The sequence below is a fragment of the Thiomonas sp. X19 genome, from assembly GCF_900089495.1.
In the GTDB taxonomy this organism is placed as follows: Bacteria; Pseudomonadota; Gammaproteobacteria; order Burkholderiales; family Burkholderiaceae_C; genus Thiomonas_A.
In genome coordinates, this window is the sequence record NZ_LT605203.1 from 1,268,138 (window position 1) to 1,283,580 (window position 15,443).

The 15,443-nt window shown below is 61.6% G+C and carries 13 protein-coding genes; all 13 read right to left on the bottom strand.

Translation table 11 applies throughout. The features are described 5' to 3' along the window. Positions 1 to 22: 22 nt before the first annotated feature. On the bottom strand, positions 23 to 637 hold the full coding sequence (locus THIX_RS05965) for a hypothetical protein (protein ID WP_112485489.1): 615 nt from the start codon (positions 635 to 637) through the stop codon (positions 23 to 25). Beyond that, positions 634 to 1,575, bottom strand: coding sequence for a restriction endonuclease subunit S (locus THIX_RS23745; RefSeq protein ID WP_199195239.1), 942 nt, complete (start codon positions 1,573 to 1,575; stop codon positions 634 to 636). The genes THIX_RS05965 and THIX_RS23745 overlap by 4 nt, the downstream gene beginning before the upstream one ends. A 412-nt stretch (positions 1,576 to 1,987) precedes the next feature. Then, complete coding sequence (locus tag THIX_RS05975) at positions 1,988 to 3,553, bottom strand: class I SAM-dependent DNA methyltransferase (protein WP_112485490.1); 1,566 nt, start codon at positions 3,551 to 3,553, stop codon at positions 1,988 to 1,990. 59 nt (positions 3,554 to 3,612) lie between these two features. Beyond that, entirely contained in the window at positions 3,613 to 5,019 is a 1,407-nt protein-coding gene (locus tag THIX_RS22915; protein ID WP_146748458.1) for a hypothetical protein, read from the bottom strand. Positions 5,020 to 5,127: 108 nt separating this feature from the next. After that, a complete protein-coding gene (locus THIX_RS05980) occupies positions 5,128 to 5,580 on the bottom strand; it encodes a PH domain-containing protein (protein WP_112488201.1) in 453 nt (150 codons plus the stop codon). A 413-nt stretch (positions 5,581 to 5,993) separates the two neighbouring features. Beyond that, a complete protein-coding gene (locus THIX_RS05985) occupies positions 5,994 to 9,449 on the bottom strand; it encodes a YhaN family protein (RefSeq protein ID WP_158540816.1) in 3,456 nt (1,151 codons plus the stop codon). Positions 9,450 to 9,454: 5 nt separating this feature from the next. Then, positions 9,455 to 10,711, bottom strand: a complete 1,257-nt coding sequence (locus tag THIX_RS05990; RefSeq protein ID WP_112485492.1) for a DNA repair exonuclease — start codon at positions 10,709 to 10,711, stop codon at positions 9,455 to 9,457. A 297-nt stretch (positions 10,712 to 11,008) separates the two neighbouring features. Then, on the bottom strand, positions 11,009 to 12,112 hold the full coding sequence (repC, locus tag THIX_RS05995) for a replication protein C, IncQ-type (protein WP_112485493.1): 1,104 nt from the start codon (positions 12,110 to 12,112) through the stop codon (positions 11,009 to 11,011). Next, complete coding sequence (locus THIX_RS06000; protein WP_112485494.1) at positions 12,109 to 13,098, bottom strand: helicase RepA family protein; 990 nt, start codon at positions 13,096 to 13,098, stop codon at positions 12,109 to 12,111. The genes repC and THIX_RS06000 overlap by 4 nt, the downstream gene beginning before the upstream one ends. Further along, positions 13,091 to 13,300, bottom strand: a complete 210-nt coding sequence (locus THIX_RS06005; RefSeq protein WP_112485495.1) for an AlpA family transcriptional regulator — start codon at positions 13,298 to 13,300, stop codon at positions 13,091 to 13,093. Before THIX_RS06005 ends, THIX_RS06000 begins: the two co-directional genes overlap by 8 nt. 251 nt (positions 13,301 to 13,551) lie before the next feature. Next, the gene (locus THIX_RS06010; RefSeq protein ID WP_112485496.1) at positions 13,552 to 13,896 is read right to left on the bottom strand and encodes a single-stranded DNA-binding protein; all 345 of its coding nucleotides are present in this window, start codon (positions 13,894 to 13,896) and stop codon (positions 13,552 to 13,554) included. Between the two features lie 56 nt (positions 13,897 to 13,952). After that, a complete protein-coding gene (locus THIX_RS06015; protein WP_233224422.1) occupies positions 13,953 to 15,125 on the bottom strand; it encodes a replication-relaxation family protein in 1,173 nt (390 codons plus the stop codon). Between the two features lie 160 nt (positions 15,126 to 15,285). Beyond that, positions 15,286 to 15,429 (bottom strand): hypothetical protein, encoded by a 144-nt coding sequence (locus THIX_RS23330; protein WP_158540817.1) that lies wholly within the window; start codon positions 15,427 to 15,429, stop codon positions 15,286 to 15,288. Positions 15,430 to 15,443 lie beyond the last annotated feature (14 nt).

Consider the following 15,443-nt stretch of genomic DNA (forward strand, 5'->3'; position numbering starts at 1 on the left):
GGTGGTCTTCGCTTGAAGATGCTCATGCTCGCACCCAACTGTCATCCCGGCAAATTTGGGTCGTCGTCCAGGGGGCATGCCGGCTGGAGGCGTGGCAAGTCCGGAAGCACTGTCCAAAGACGTCTTCGTATTCCAGATAGATGGACCACGGACCATTCGGGGCCATCTGAAAATCGGTGCCGTTGAACCCTGCGGATAGTTGCACCGGGACTGTCAGGGGCAATTGCCCTCCGAGGTCAAGTTTCGGACCGTGTCTTAACTCGCCTGCCTTCATTGGGGAGAGCTCACGAGCTGCTCTGACATCGTCAGGTTTCATGACTGCTAGGCGTAAGCGGAGATTCAGTGCTGGCCCCACGCCGATGTTCTGCAGCGTTCCATGCAGCCGGAGTGCATGGGCTTCATTTCCTTCGCTTGCTCCCTTGAATTCGACAAGACTCTTGCGGTCCTGAGGGTCGATGCCGTCGTAGGGCATGAAGACCACCAAGGGCCGGAAGGCATCCTGATGGTGCTCTTTAGTCTGCTCAATGGACCTATGGGTCATCGCCGCCATCAAGGCGGTCACCCCTGCGGCTACAAATGTTGCGAACGCCGCAGTAGCGGTCGCGATTGCAGAAACCGCCGTCCAGTCGACCTTCATGTCAGAGCCTCCTCGACCTGCTCCATCGCCTCGGTGATGCGGAGCTTGCCAGAAATGAGACGAGGGAGAAGGGTATCCCGTACTTGTTCAAGTTCCTCGATGGGTGCGGAATGCCTACGGTTGACTAGCGGCCGAACGATTTCAAAGAAGGCAGCGCGCACGGCAGGAGGCGGACAAGTGACCAATTCGGCGCTGAGAAAGTGCTGCGTTTGGAAGTTTGACAGACCTGTGCTCTGCACTTGATAGTTCCAAGTCTTGCCAGCGGCATAGATGCTAGAAAGATGTCGAGCAAGTAATAGCCCTGTATGCGCGTCTGGGGCCCGAAACAGCCGACAGAAACTGGTTGGCACAACACTACCGCCCAATCGCGTAAGCAGCTCACTGGTTAAATACAGCGAACGACCTGTCGGCTGAGTCTTGCTTCCGCCTGACACTTCGATGACGATGTCGCCGTCCACGAGGGCTCGCTTGGCCAGCTTTTTGTGACCTACGAACCGCCTTGGCACACCGTCGTATTTGCCAGCACGAATGTCCGGCATATCCGTGCCACGGATGACCGTTACCGGTTGGTCATGTTCCTCGTCACGCTCGTCGCTGCCCCAGTCTCCACCTATTGCGGAAGCGAGAAGTGCCCCAAATGGTCGCATGGACCACCCCTTCGGAATCGTCCCCAACTCCGACTCCTCAAACTCACTTGGAAACAGCGCTGCCGTTTCTGTATCCATGCCCTCGGGCTCACGCCCCTCGGCCTTGGCGCGCACAGGGTCGAAGTCGACGAACCAGCTCTTGAACAGGGCCTGGGCGATGGACTCGATGGTGGTGTTGGTCTGGCGGAGGAGGTCGATGCGATGCTCTAGCCCCTCCAAAAGTCGGACAAGCTCCAGCCTCGCCTCTGCTGGCGCAGGCAACTGGAAGGCAAGAAAATCGTCTCGACTCAAGGACAGATTTGTGGTCCCAATTGCTCGCTCCCGGCAATAGGCGCGATATTGTGGTGCGCGTAGTGACCAGTACAGGAGGTCTCTCGGGTAGTCAAGCAACGTGGGAACGAGCTTTACTGTGTCCTGCGTCAACCGACCTAATTGCACACTCCGCGGGACCCGGGCTACTGAACCAAGGAGGTCCCCCGACTGGGTTACATCCTTTAGTGACACGTACAAATCGCCGGGGTACATCAGCAGCTTTTGTGGGGAGTCGCCGCCATACGTTTTTAGCGAATCACCTCGAAAACCACCGTCCCGCTGAATGGACGCCAATCCAAGAAGAACGGGCCCTTCGCGGCCAAGCAGTGCGCTTTTGTAGGTTGTGCCACGTACAAGCGTCACCACACCACTAAGCCGAATGCAACCGACTTCACACGGCATACCCCAGCCCCCCCAGCTTCTCCCGAATCACCGCATCCAGCTCCGCGCCTTTCGCCATCTGCTCGGCAAGCAATGTGGTCAGCCGCTCCATCTTCTCGTTGAACGCCTCGTCGTCATCATCCACCACCTCCGCGCCCACATACCGCCCCGGCGTCAGCACGTGGCCGTGTTCGGCAATCTCGGCCAGCTTCACCGCCCGGCAGAATCCCGGCACATCGGCATAGGGCTCTTGGGCACCAGCCTCCCCGTCCTGCTGCCAGCGATGGACCGTGCCGGCAATCCTGGCCACGTCCTCGTCATCGAACACGCGGTTGACCCGGGTCTCCATGCGCCCGAGCTTGCGGGCATCGATGAACAGCACCTCACCCCTGCGGTCACGGCCATGGGCGGTCTTGCTCTTGGTCAGGAACCACAAGCAGGCGGGAATCTGGGTGTTGAAGAACAGTTGCGGCGGCAGCGCCACCATCACCTCCACCACGTCGGCCTCGACCATGGCCTTACGGATGGTGCCTTCGTTGTTCTGGTTGGACGACATGCTGCCGTTGGCCAGCACCACCCCAGCCTGCCCGTTGGCGTTCAGGTGCCAGAGGATGTGTTGCAGCCAGGCGTAGTTCGCATTGCTCGGGTTGGGTGTGCCGTAGAGCCAGCGCTTGTCGTCCAGCAGGCGGTCGCCGCCCCAGTCGGAGATGTTGAACGGCGGATTGGCCAGCACGTAGTCGGCCCTGAGGTCGGGGTGCTGGTCGCGATGGAAGGTGTCGGCGGGTTCCTTGCCGAGGTTGAAGTCCATGCCCCGGATGGCCAAGTTCATCGCCACCAGGCGCCAGGTCGTGGGGTTGGCCTCCTGGCCGTAGATGGAGATGTCGCCAAAGCGCCCGCCGTGGCTCTCGATGAACTTCTCGGACTGCACGAACATGCCACCCGACCCGCAGCAGGGGTCGTAGACCTTGCCTTGGTGCGGTGCGAGCACTTCGACCAGCACCTTGACCACCGAGGCCGGGGTGTAGAACTGCCCGCCCTTCTTGCCCTCGGCGCTGGCGAACTGGCCGAGGAAATACTCATACACCTCGCCCAGGACGTCTTTGGCCTGGGTGCCCGTGCCGAAGCCGATGGTGGAGACCAGGTCGACCAGTTCGCCCATCTTGCCGGGCTCCAACTGGGCGCGGCCGTAGCGCTTGTCCAGGATGCCCTTGAGGCGTGGGTTGTCGGCCTCGATGGCGTCGAGCGCCTGGTCGATGCGGATGCCGACGTCCCACAGCTTGGCCTGGGCGCGCAGGGTCTCCCAGCGCGCGACCTCGGGCACCCAGAACACATTGGCCATGGTGTAGTAATCGCGCTCCTCGAGCGCCGCGGCGTGGTCGGCCTGGTCAGGTAGGTACAGGTCGGACGCGGGGTCGTTGAACTCGGCCTGAAGCTGGCTGCGGCGCTCGTCGAAGGCGTCGCTGATGTACTTGATGAAGATGAGACCGAGCACGATGTGCTTGTACTCGGCGGCGTCCATGCTGGAGCGCAGCTTGTCGGCGGCGGCCCAGAGGGTTTTCTTGAGGTCTTGGTTCATAAAAATTTCAGGTCAAAGCTCCCATCGCACTGAATCTGGTCCAACACGTCGCCAACATGTTAAGTATCCGAAAAATTATCGTCTTCAAGGTAAAATTTGACCAAAGACGAGTGAAATGAACCATCCCATTCAGTTCGCAGTTTATCCAAAAGCTCACTGGCCGATTGAGGTGTCTCGCCGTCAAGAGCTTCGCGAATCTTAAGAACAATTTTGTTGGTAACCCTTTGGCGCTTCAATTTGTTGAGGATGCTAGCGCACCAGTCAAGTGCGAAATCTTCATGTTCTTCACCGAGGCTAGGAAGTCGCGGAAATGAGTAGCCTGATATGTAACGTTGATTAAAATTGGCGCTTTGGGCTAACGAGATGTCGCTCTGAAGTTTATTCTTCGCATTTTTCCGGTAGTGTGAAAGATTAACGTCTCCATCTTTAGTAACCTTGAAATAGATTTTCAAATCTTCAGGATTTTGTATGGTCTCCGTGGCATTTTTTATGGCATCTGAAAATCTTTCGAGCCAGGCGTTCCTGTCCGCATCGCTGGCTTCTGCGATGGCATTGACAACCTTCTTTCGGGTTTCGGGATTTACTCCAACGAAATGACTTTCCAAGTCCTCGAAACATTCGGAGCTGGTCCAATGGCCATAAAGCGTTTCAACGAAATATTGGCCGCGCCAACGGGGAGATTTTTCCTCGTCCACTTCCTCTAGGTTTTCGTTGATATAGCGTCTAGAAAAAACTTGCGTGTCAGTTTCAGAACTAAGCCCGTTATCAATGAAGGGTTTCTCAAGTTGATTCGGGGGGAAGGGTTTTTCGAGCTTAACAAACAGGCGACCAAAGGATGTTTCTGACTGATACTTGTGGCAAAGTCTCCCGCGCCGCAACCATGCATCGAACCCGCTGTAAGAGACCTGGGAGCTGACTTTGATTTCCGGGAGTGCAATCCATGAACCGCGCCCAATCTTCACGCTTAACTGAGGCGTGTCGTTGCCGCCCTGTAATTGATTGAGATAAGACAGCAGTCCCGATTTGCTTTTTTGGTCAAGACTCCCGATGTCAATATTGATGAGAGACTCCGCGTGCAACCCAAAACCCTGCTCACTCGCATTCGCGGAGCCAAGAAGAAGAATTCTTTTTGTGTAAGTTTTAGACTTGTTTCTGAGAGTCAAAAAATATATTTTTGCGTGGACTAGGCCCGATTTGTTTCGCGGGGATGCTCGAAAAATCTTGATTTCACGGTTAGTGTTTTTACTTGTTTCATAAAGTTCTTTAATCGAATCAAGTTGTTGCTGGTCCCACCCATCATCAGCAAGAATGGCGAGCTTTGAGCGCGGGTAAGCTTTCCCTTTTTCCCCGCCAATTTCAGAAAGATGTCTGAAGAACCCGCTCGTGACGTATGGCCCAACGATGAGGGCTTCGTCAATGATATAGCTGTCCTCCAGCAACAACTGGAGATATTCGTCTAGGGACATTTAGTTGCTCCATGGCGCGGTTGTATACGCTCCGCTTATAACGGTAGAAAAAATGCGTCAATCCTTGGCTGAATTGATACCTGGGATTTAGGGGCCTGAATCCCCCCTTTAGTTTGGAAGAGCCAACTGCTCCTGCACCGCCCGCCGGAACTGCAGCGGCGCGGCAATGCGATGGAACGGGTCGTGCGTGCCGCCGGTTCCGACCGCCGCAATCGAGCCGAAGTTGAAAATTCGCCCGGCAATCCCTTGGTCGACGGTGATGCTCTCAATTTTGCTGAGCACAATTTCCACCGAGGTCCTCCGGATGAGCCCCACCTTCATGATGACGCGCTTATTCGTGACGGCGAATTCTGAGGTCTTGTAACGAATGAAGGCACTGAGAAATTCCGCCAATCCGGCGACCAGGAGGATGACACCAATGACAGCGACATCGCCGTCGAGCGCGAGGACCGCGAGCCCAAGGAGGAGAAGCAGGGACGGTGAGACGAACACGATGCGGCTGAGGTGGCCGCGGTGCAGGATTTGCTCGTTGGTCAGCAGATTACGGTCGATGTAGCTCATCAGCTCCCATGGGTCGTCGCCGCGCTTGGTGCAGCTGGCAGTTCGGTCTGCTTTGTTGCCGCCACCTTCGTGTGGCATAAGCTTAGCGGCGCCAGGCGATGGCGCTGGGCGTAGGCCTGGTGCTGAGCCAGATGACCCCGCACGGCAACTCGCATGCTGTGCGGGGTTAGGTCAGATTGTTCGCGATGCCGGCATATTGTTGTAGCGCTGTAACCGCGTAACCAGACCTCTGCCGATGGCTCTCCGTTACGCGGTTACAGCGCTACGCGCCGCACGCGATGAGGGCTGTGATTGCAAACCCACACCCCGCCACTGGTTCAAGTACCGCACGCCGACGACGCTGCCAATGCACAGCCAACCGGAGCCGCAGCGAAGCCGGAATGTGTGCCTCATTGAGCATTGCCCCCGAAGATTCAAAGCTCGACCACGTTCACGTCGCGTCCAAAGACCTCACGAAACGCTGGCAGCAGATGGTCATGGTGCGTCAGCACAATCACCTGCGTCTTCGTCGAGAGCTCGCCCAGTGCCTCAAGTCCCGCCTTGGACCGGGCATCGTCGTAATTGATGAAGAGGTCATCGGCGATGAACGGCATCGCGTGCGATTGCGCGAGATGCATGTCCAGCGCCGCCAAGCGCAGGGCCAGATAGAGCTGGTCGCGCGTGCCGTCGCTCAGGCCATCGACGCCGACCGACTCGCCGCTCTGTCTGCGCCCCAGCAGCTTCGGCGGTTCGCTCTCAAAGTCGACAGACAGCCGCTCGAACGAGCCCAACGTCAGCTGCGCAAAGATACGGCTGGCTGTCGCAAGCATGGGGCCCTGTTTGAGTTCGCGGTATTGTTCGATGGCCCAGCGAAGCAGCCGGGTTGCCGTGTGCAGCCGCACATACTGCTCGACCGCCTCCACCATTCCGGCCAGCGCCTCCTGCCGCTGGGCCTCGGCCTTTGCGCCTCCAGCACTCCCCGCCATGGCTGACAGCCGCGTCCTGGCGTCCTGCCTGGCAGCAGACAACTCGCGCTCTTGACTCAACAGCTCTTCCTCCTGGCGGTCCAGGTCATCCAACTCTGCCGAGGCCGCAGCCCCATCCATGGAGTCGGATTCGGCCCTGAGCGCCTCCAAGCGCATCCCCTCGCCAAGATTCCGTATGGATTCCTCCGCCGCGGCATACCGCATCGTGAGCTGCCTGCATTCGTCCGATGCGGCGATGGCCGCGCGAAGCTCCTCATGTGTCGCCACGCCGGCACGCTTGAACATCGGCTGGATGGCAGCGTTCGCCTGCTCGACACGCGCCTGCGCGTCAGCTTTGCGGACCTTGGCATCCTCCAACGCGGCGTGCAGTCGGCGATGCTCCTTCTCGGCATCCTGGGCTCTGCGCAACCGGCGCTCAAGCTCCTGGGCAATCTCCTCAGGGGAGCGGTCGGCAAGGTCGGTGGCGATGCGCGCCGCAAGCGTCTTGGCTGCGCCCTCAAAGGCCGCGAGGTCGGCACGCATCGTCTCGATGCGCTCCACCCGGGTCTTGCGCATCAAGTCCAGGCCGTCGTCGATTTTCTGAAGAACTTCAAGCGCGCCCTCGACCGCGCCCGTCGTGTCCGATGGCGCAAATCCAGCCTGCGCCAAGGCCGCTGTCCATTGCGACGTCCACGCATCGAGAGCGACTTGGTCGCTGTCTTGTTCGAGGCGAAGCGACTCGAGGTCTCGGGTGGCATCGCCAATTTGCCGCATGACCGTTTGGCGCTGCCCAAGGGCTTGGGTGACGGCATGCAAATGGCTCTCGGACTGCACCATGAGGGCGTGGAGTGAGCCCTCTTGCGCCGCCATGCCCAGAGACTGCATGGCCTGGGACAACTCGGCTCTTGCATGCTCGATGGCCTGTTGCTGCGCCCCATGCGACTGCGTGGCCGCGGTCAGCGCGTCCATCGACTCCAAAGCTCGGCTTCGCGCATCCAGCCAACTACCCATCGATTGAAACGGCAGCGCCGGCAGCCCACAGCGCCGCGCCTGCACCCCCCATTGGGTTTGGCGCTCTTGAACGCCATCATGCAGCGCCTTCAAGGCCGACTGTGCGCTGCGCATGGCGAGCGCGGTTCGTTCCAGGTGAGCCTGTTTGGCTTGAAGGGTGCTCGCATCCTGAATCGTGTCATGCCGGCTATCGGCCAGCGCGTCGGCCTCGGCGATTTCGCGCTCGAACTGGGGTGCGTCATCGACGAGACGGCCGGGCTGCAATTTCAGGCTGGCCCAGGTGCTGTCCCGGGTTTGGCGTCCTTGTAAAACCTCGTCGCGCGTCACCGGATGGCGCGTGTCGCGAAGTTGCTTGATGTCGAGCTCGAGCGCGCCTGTCTCGGCTTCGAGCTCGGCGATGCGCTTGGCCGCGGCCTTGGCCTCGGCTTCATCCTGGGTTTGGGCCAGGACCAGGGCCTGGATGGTCTCCCTGGAGGGTGGCGCCATGGAACGCAAGGTCTCGGGCTGCCCTTGCCAGGGATGGAGGGCGAGCTGGGCCGCCTCGGCTTCCGATTTGCGCTGCGCAACGAGCGCCTCCCGCTCCCGCAAGACGCCCTCGAAATCGCCAAGACTCTGGGCAGCGGTCAAGGCAGCAACCAGTCTGACGGGCGGCTGCCCTGCAGGCAGTCTGTCCAGTTCCGCCTGCGCCCTTTCGAGCTCCCCGGCCTTGGCCTTGCATGCTTTCTGCGAGGCCTGTCGCTTTTCATGGAGGACGGCGTGCCGTGCGATGAGGTGTGCCAGGCTCGAACGCGTCATGGCGGTGGGCATGCGTGCCCGAAGGGCTTGCTCATCCGTTTCCGCCCAGCCCATCTGCCGCGCCAGTGAGGCCACGACCTGCCACTGTGCATCCACCTCGGCTTGCCGCCGCGCAATATCGTTCCGATGGGCGCGGTACTGCAGGCGCTGGTTGTTCAGCTCCACGATTTCGGGGGCGTGTTCCAGAAGATTGCGTTCGACATGCAGCGCCCCAAGCGCCGTCTGGGCTGCCTCCTCCGCCTCGGTGTGGTGCTTGACGTCGCTTGCAGCAACGGCCGCCTTCTGTTCGGCATCCGCGAGGGTCGTCGCGCTGTTCTCGGGCAGGGACGGGGTTTGCGCGTGGGCATCGAGCCGCAGGCGCAGCTGGTCGAGCTCCAGCAAAAACGGCTTGACGGCGCGAACCCGATTCAACTGCCCGCGCCGTTGCTTGAGCGCGGCGTGTCGCTGCCTGCCATCCAGGAGCGCGCTGTCGAGCTCGGCAAGCTTGCTCTGGGCATCGGACCAGTCCTTGGCGCGAACCGTGACGTCCTTGAGGGTCTTGGTGGCCGCCTCGAAGGCCTCGAGTGCCTGGTAATAGGCGCGGTCTCCTGCTTTGCGAGGCCCCCAGAGTTTGTCGGCCTCCGTCTCGAGCGCTTCGCGGATGTCACCGAGCGAGGCGATTCCGGCCGCGGACTGAAACAGAATCTGGCCGAGGTCGCTCGACGCCGACAAAATCGCCGCGCCGCCTTTGACCAGTCGTTCATGGTCCAGGCTGAACATCTGCAAGAAGAATTCCCGGTCCGTGTTGCCGAGATAGCCGCCCAAGGCCCCGTCCGTCAGTGGCGCGTCCTGGGGCGTGCGAAGGGTTTGCTTATTGGCCTTGACGCGGTGGAACTCCAGGATGTTGTTGTCCTGCTCCAGCAGGCCGCCTAGACGAAGCTCGGGCAGCGGATGCAGGAATGCATGGGCGGAGCGCATCGGCAATCCATAGAGCATGTCCACGATGGCCGACCGCACGGTGGATTTGCCCGCTTCATTGGGGCCGACGATGACGTGGATGTCGTGGCCCCGCCGTGGCAGCTCGATGCTGTGGCCGGTGAATTTGCCGTAGCGGATGAGGTCGATGCGCTGGATTCGCATGTCGCTCACTCCGCCTGCGCCACGTGGGCCACGAGGGATGGCACGACGCTTCGCACGAGGTCGCGGGCATCGCCGTTTCGAAGGGCCTCCAACTGCGGCACGGCATGGAGGACATCCAAGTGCAGCTTGCCGACCATTTGCATCAAATCCTCGCGCAGGGACTGCAGGAACTCCTGGTCATCTTCCGCATCGGCGAGGATGGATTGCAAGTCCGCGATGGCGTCGGCGCGCGCTGCGACCTGGGCGGGCAGCTCAATCGGTTGCGTCTCCACCTTGACTTTCTCAATCCAGAGGCGCCCTGGCGCGATGGCGGCGGCCTGGTTGAGGATTTCGGCGCGCAGCTGACTTTCAAGCCCAAACAAGTGGCCATGGGCGGGAGAGCTTCCTGTCAGCCTCACCCGCACCGCCAAGGTCAGGGAACCCTCGGTGCTGGAGACCAAGGCTTCGAGGCCCAGACCCACGCACTGGACGACCTCGGCGAGGGTCCTGGCGTGCGAGACGTCCACATCGAGTGCAGCCCAGCGAAGCACGTCCACGATGACGCGCTCGACCGACTGGATGTCTGGGCCTTGGGCCGTCACCATCAACGCCCCCTTCGGCCCCGTCTCCCGGATATGGCGCCCCTGGAGGTTGCCCGGATAGGCAATCGTCGACGCGCCGTCCCATTGCTGGTGGTCATGCACGTGGCCCAGCGCCCAGTAGCCGTAGCCCTTGGCGTGCAATTCCGCCACCGAGCACGGCGCGTAATTGGCGTGCGCTGTGTGGCCCTCGAGCGCGGTGTGCAAAACACCAATATTGAGCCAGCCAGGGATGGGCTCGGGGTAGGTGTGAACCAGGTTCTCCGTTGTTGCCGCGACCTTGAAGCTGCGTCCGTGCAGCGCCACCTGAAGGTCGTCGAGCTTGAACGTCTCGGCCTTGTTCGCCGAGAAGGCGTGGACGTTGTCCGGCAAGGCAAGCCGCTTGGTCATCTCGCTTTCGGCGTCATGGTTGCCATAAAGGAGATAGACCCGAATGCCGGCTTGTTTGAGGCGGCCCATTTGCCCGGAGAAGAAGATGCCGGTGTTGAAGTCGCGCCAGTTGCCGTCGTAGAGGTCGCCGGCGATGACCATGAAATCGACCTGTTCTCCGAGGGCAAGGCTGACCAGGTTTTCGAAAGCGTCGCGGGTGGCGGTGCGAAGCAGCTCCGCCGGGGCGTCCTGGTACGCACTCAGGCCGGTGAGCGGGCTGTCGAGATGGATGTCAGCGGCGTGAATGAAGCGCATGCGGCCTCCGATTCGGTTTGCCACAGCTTACCGCCGCGCGACTGCGCTGGAACCCAGCCATGGCGAGCCTGGTTGCCTGGACTGGAGGCGGGTCATGGTCGGCAGGCTGGCCATGGGGGGCGGGAGTTTCGGTGAAGCGCGCGGCCTTTACCCGGCAGAGTCTGTGCTGCTGGCCAGCGGCCCTGGCGGCCTTGCTCGGGAACGCCGGCCTTTGGCACACGAGGTGGCGAAGCCAGCTCAGGCAGGTTGCGCATCCGGCGAACCAGGGGCGCTGTCATGCCCCCTGGTTTCGCTTGTTCAAGTTAGTCCAGGCTCTCCAAGGAGACTCAAGGCCTTGTCTTGGCATGGGTTTTCGGCATCACCCCGTTGCCCATCGCCCATGTCGGCGTTGTCGATAGTCCCTGGGGATGGACTATCGACAACGCGCTGCATGAATCGGGTGGCATCGAAGCGCTCGACCATGGCCGTCGAGACAGACTGCGGTGCATCCTCCAGCACGGCGGCCTCAGGCCCGGCGTTGCCGATAGTCCCTGGCTGCTTCCGCGCCCGTACCGCGCGTCGGGTGATTTCGGCCACCTCAACCCGCGGCCAGGCGACACCCCAGCCAGGCAGCCGTCCAAGCGCCACCAGGCTGTCGCGCACCGCCTTGCGCCGAGCCCGGAGTGTGCCCTGCGGAATCACGCCGCTCGCATCCCAGAGACGCTGCATCAGGGTCTCGACCCCGACCTTGAGCGAGCGCCCCGCCCTGAGCGTGGTCGACAAGAAGGCATGCACGGCCTGGGCCGTGTCGGTCGCCAGGTCCTGGCGCTCGCGCATCGACACCTGGGCATACAGCCCACCCATGACCGCGCCGGCCAGGCGGCAGTTCACCGCAAGATGCAGGCGGACATCGTTGCCATGCCAGAGTGTCACGAGTCGAGATTGCCGGACGCTGTTCAGGGCATCGTTGGCCTTCTCCCAGACGACCACTTCACACAGGCGCCGCAACTGCTCTTCGCGTAACTGCTGGCTGCGCCCCCCGTGGCTGCCACAGCGCCCGGCGAGCTCGTACCAGGACGTGCGGATGTGCAATGTTTCGCCCTCCACGGCCGCTTGACCGTCATGCATGGCGCGCCACAAGTCCTGGCCGATGCCGGTCGCACGGCGGTCGATGACCACCACATCCCGTGCGACCTGTGCGTATTGTTCTTGCGCCAGCTCCAGCAGCACGAGCAATAGCGTCTGCTCGGGCATGCCCAGCGCTTCGCGGGCACTGAAGCGCAACGTCATCCCGCCTTGGGCCGGACGATAGACGACATCGAGGGTTGGACGGGTCTTGGTTTTCGGCAGCGGGCGAAACAGCTGACTGAGACCCGTGGCCGGGTCATAGCGCACGATGCGCAATGGCGAAGTCGAGTTCATACGTGCGCCCCCGCAAGCTTGAGCTGCCGCGCACGGGGCGCAGCGGCGCTGGGCACCTTGGCGCGTGTCTGCGTCAACGCACCGCCAACGCCCTCAATGACCGCCAAGACACCACCGGCCAGGCGCTGCAAACGGATGGTTGGCTGCGGCGGCAGGTAGTTCGCCTTGGCGACGTCGAGCAGCAGGACCTGTCCTCGTGCTTCTTCGGAGACGCCCGCGTGTTGCGCTTGGTCGCGCGACAGCCGGCTGAGGTTGAGCTGCCAGCGCACCCCATCGGTCAGCGCCGACGAGCCGCGTGCGGCCCCCGCCGCGTCTCCCTGGCCGGAGAAGGTGGCCGCCTTGCTGGCGTGATGGGCAAAGAGCACCGCGGCACCGACATGCTCGGCGAGACTGCGCAGGGCCTGCACCAGCTTGTTCATCGCCGCGGAGTCGTTCTCGTCGCAGTCATGGAACTGGCGCAAAGGGTCGATGAGCACCAGGCGCGCACCCTCGCAGGCCTTGGCCAGGTCCTTGAGCACACGGGTGCGTTGCTGGTCGGCATCGAGCAGGGCGTAAGACTGGGTCGTCCCCGCGAACAGGCGCAGGTTGTTCTGCAGCCGAGCAAGAAAGTCTTCAAACGCCAGCTTGATGCCGAACTGTTCCCGTCGTTCGAAGAGGGTGTGGGCGATGGCGTGCAGACGATGCGCCAGCACGGCCTTGGACTCCTCCGCCGCAACGAGAACCACGGGGGCGGGTTTGCTGGTAGGCAGCAGCCCCGCGAACAGGCCGGCACAGGCTGGAGTTCCGGTCGCCATGGCGATGGCCAGCTGCAACTCGAGCATGGTTTTACCAGCCCCGCCCGGGCCGGCGAGCATGCCGACGGTTCCGGCCAGCAGACCGGGCAGGACATGGTCCAGCGGAGCCGGGGGCGTCGTCAGCAGCGCATGCACATCGAGGGGGTCCGAGAACGCCGGCTTCGGCTTGGAGAGGGTGGCGGTCTCAGACATGACGGCCTCCCGCTGTTTGCACGTGCTGTTCAAGCCACGCATCCACGTCGCTTGCGCGCCACCGCAGCAGGCGCGTATGCGGCAGCATCAATCGCGGTGGCACCGCTTCGGGGTTGCGTTTAAGGTCTTTCTTAATGGTCTCAGGACTTCTGCCGAGCACCTCGGCGAGCTCGCCCAAGTCCAATAGTCGTTGCACGTCCATTTCTACTTCCCATGCCGGTCGTTCCGTCGTGAGCAGAACTGTCGACCGACCGCGACCATTCATGCCGGCTGAGACCGCCAATCGGCTTCAGCTGGCATGTGTAGTCAGCGCTTTTATCCACCTTCCGTCCTCCGCCCTCTTCGGCATGCGCTATGCCGCCAACAGACGCTTTGGTGGGTCTGGGATGGAAGGTTTTTCCATAAAACCAAGAAAAAAGCCCCCGGTGTCGGGGGCGCTGGAATCAACGAAAGTCAGTCCGTCTCTTCTGCTTCCTGTGTGGCTGGGGCTTGCTCTGCAGCGAGCGCGCTGGCAGGCCGGGCGAGCTTGCTCGCCTCGAATGCCAAGATGAGCAACGTGCCCGTGGGTTTGCCGTCTCGTGAGAGGTAGTGGTCAACTTTTAGTTTCCCAGTAACTTTGACAAACGCGCCCTTGTCCAGCTTGGGGTTGACGTCTTTCATCATGCGCACCGTGTACCAGGTCGGTTCGGTATCGACACCGCGCTGGCTCTCTGCCAAGCGAAACTCAAAATATCCCCGCCCAGTGGATTTGCTGACCTTTCGCTCCGGCGCGGTCGCGACGTTTCCAAAAACTTGCATGTTTTGTCCTATTCGAATGGAGATGGCATGGCGCCATCCCTTCGTGTAGCGACGGGTCACTCATCGTCCACCGTGACGAGCGGCGACCCGGGCATCGGCCATAGGCTGAGGTTTCCTGGTCGTCGGTATGGCAAATAGTTGTCACAGAACCAGCCCTCGAGGCTGAACGTGTTGCTGGCATCAATCCTGACCTTCGGCAGCCAGATTGGCAGCATCTGCACGATGACATGCCCGACTTGCTCATCTATCAGTGCTGTGCGGCCGTCCTGGCGCTTGACCGGGATTGCAGCCATCACCTCGTAGACGCCTTCGCTCTGGCGCCGGATGTGCCGGCGGCCCTCGGTCAGGACCTGCGCATTGCAAACGGCAGCGAGCTGCTCGACGATGCGCAGCGCGTCACGCTCGATGCGCTGGGTCTTGCACATGACCACAACACGCTGCAGAACGCGACCGTCAGCCGTCTTGTTGCCAATTGCTCCGACCAGAGCAGCGAGGTCGGCCTGGCGGTCCGACCCGCGCTTGCTGCGGTCGACCTCGAACCAGGTGATACCTCGCCCCTCCACATCGAACGCGACGGCATCTGGACGCAGGGCCTTGCGGACAGTGGCGCCGCGGCGATGAACGTTTACAGTCAGATAACCCTGAATGGCCTTACTCCCACTACCCGTGCCGGCTTTGATATTGGCGTTGGCATTGAGGTCATGCAGGAGCTCTGCCTCGGTTACAGCACGGAGGCCTCGCGCCCAGCTGCAAACTACGAGAAATTGGGCCCAGAGCCGATGCTCGGGATTCGTCATATCGCTGACCCGGCGCACTGAAGACGCGGCGTCGTGGCCGTGCTCGCCGAGCCAATCCACGCCGGGCTGCGTGAGTCCGTAGACCGTCTGGAATCGGTCGGTCCTGTAACGACGCAGAAGGCCACGCTTGACCATGCCGCGGACCGCCCGCTGGGCTGCTGTCAGGGAAGCTTTGAATGGGCGCTCGGGAAAGCAAGCGGCGGCGACGTCGATGGTGCGGATGACCCTGAATCTGTTTGCGAGCCGAAGGGACAGCTCGTAAATGGCGTCACGCAGATGGAGGCTCGATGCCCTGGTGGTCAGACCGCGAGAGGGTGCGAGCGGGCGTTGGTCGTTGTAACCTTGTAACGGCGTGACCACCGTGCCAGGCGTACCTGCAGGGTCAGTTACGCCGTTACGCGTTACGGCCGTTACGCGGTTATGCGTGCTCACAGTGATGCTGGCTGCGGTGCCAACTGTTGCCGGTTGGGTTGTCGCTGTGATGGCCGGCCCAGCATCGCGTATTGCGCTTGGGCGTGTCTTCGTTCGTGCTTGCATGGCTGGTGGCTCCGTGTGTGTCGTTTTCGGGGCCGCTGTCCATCGATTGGTCTCGTCACGGCAGCAGCGGCATGTCTCGTGTAGAGATGACCGCGCCATCAGGGCCTAATAGCCAGCCCACCACGCCGCCGTCGTGCTGATGTTGGTTGGGCGAGGGTTCACGCACGGCCGCCTGCGGGCAGGGGGCAATGGGTGTCATCCCCGCAGACTGCC

Bases quoted from the DNA above. Each gene is read 5' to 3' on its own strand.
- THIX_RS06000 (WP_112485494.1), bottom strand. From the start codon at position 13,098: ATGTCTGAGACCGCCACCCTCTCCAAGCCGAAGCCGGCGTTCTCGGAC.
- THIX_RS06010 (WP_112485496.1), bottom strand. From the start codon at position 13,896: ATGCAAGTTTTTGGAAACGTCGCGACCGCGCCGGAGCGAAAGGTCAGC.
- repC (WP_112485493.1), bottom strand. From the start codon at position 12,112: ATGAACTCGACTTCGCCATTGCGCATCGTGCGCTATGACCCGGCCACG.
- THIX_RS05980 (WP_112488201.1), bottom strand. From the start codon at position 5,580: ATGAGCTACATCGACCGTAATCTGCTGACCAACGAGCAAATCCTGCAC.
- THIX_RS05975 (WP_112485490.1), bottom strand. From the start codon at position 3,553: ATGAACCAAGACCTCAAGAAAACCCTCTGGGCCGCCGCCGACAAGCTG.
- THIX_RS22915 (WP_146748458.1), bottom strand. From the start codon at position 5,019: ATGTCCCTAGACGAATATCTCCAGTTGTTGCTGGAGGACAGCTATATC.
- THIX_RS05965 (WP_112485489.1), bottom strand. From the start codon at position 637: ATGAAGGTCGACTGGACGGCGGTTTCTGCAATCGCGACCGCTACTGCG.
- THIX_RS06005 (WP_112485495.1), bottom strand. From the start codon at position 13,300: ATGGACGTGCAACGACTATTGGACTTGGGCGAGCTCGCCGAGGTGCTC.
- THIX_RS23330 (WP_158540817.1), bottom strand. From the start codon at position 15,429: ATGACACCCATTGCCCCCTGCCCGCAGGCGGCCGTGCGTGAACCCTCG.
- THIX_RS05985 (WP_158540816.1), bottom strand. From the start codon at position 9,449: ATGCGAATCCAGCGCATCGACCTCATCCGCTACGGCAAATTCACCGGC.
- THIX_RS05990 (WP_112485492.1), bottom strand. From the start codon at position 10,711: ATGCGCTTCATTCACGCCGCTGACATCCATCTCGACAGCCCGCTCACC.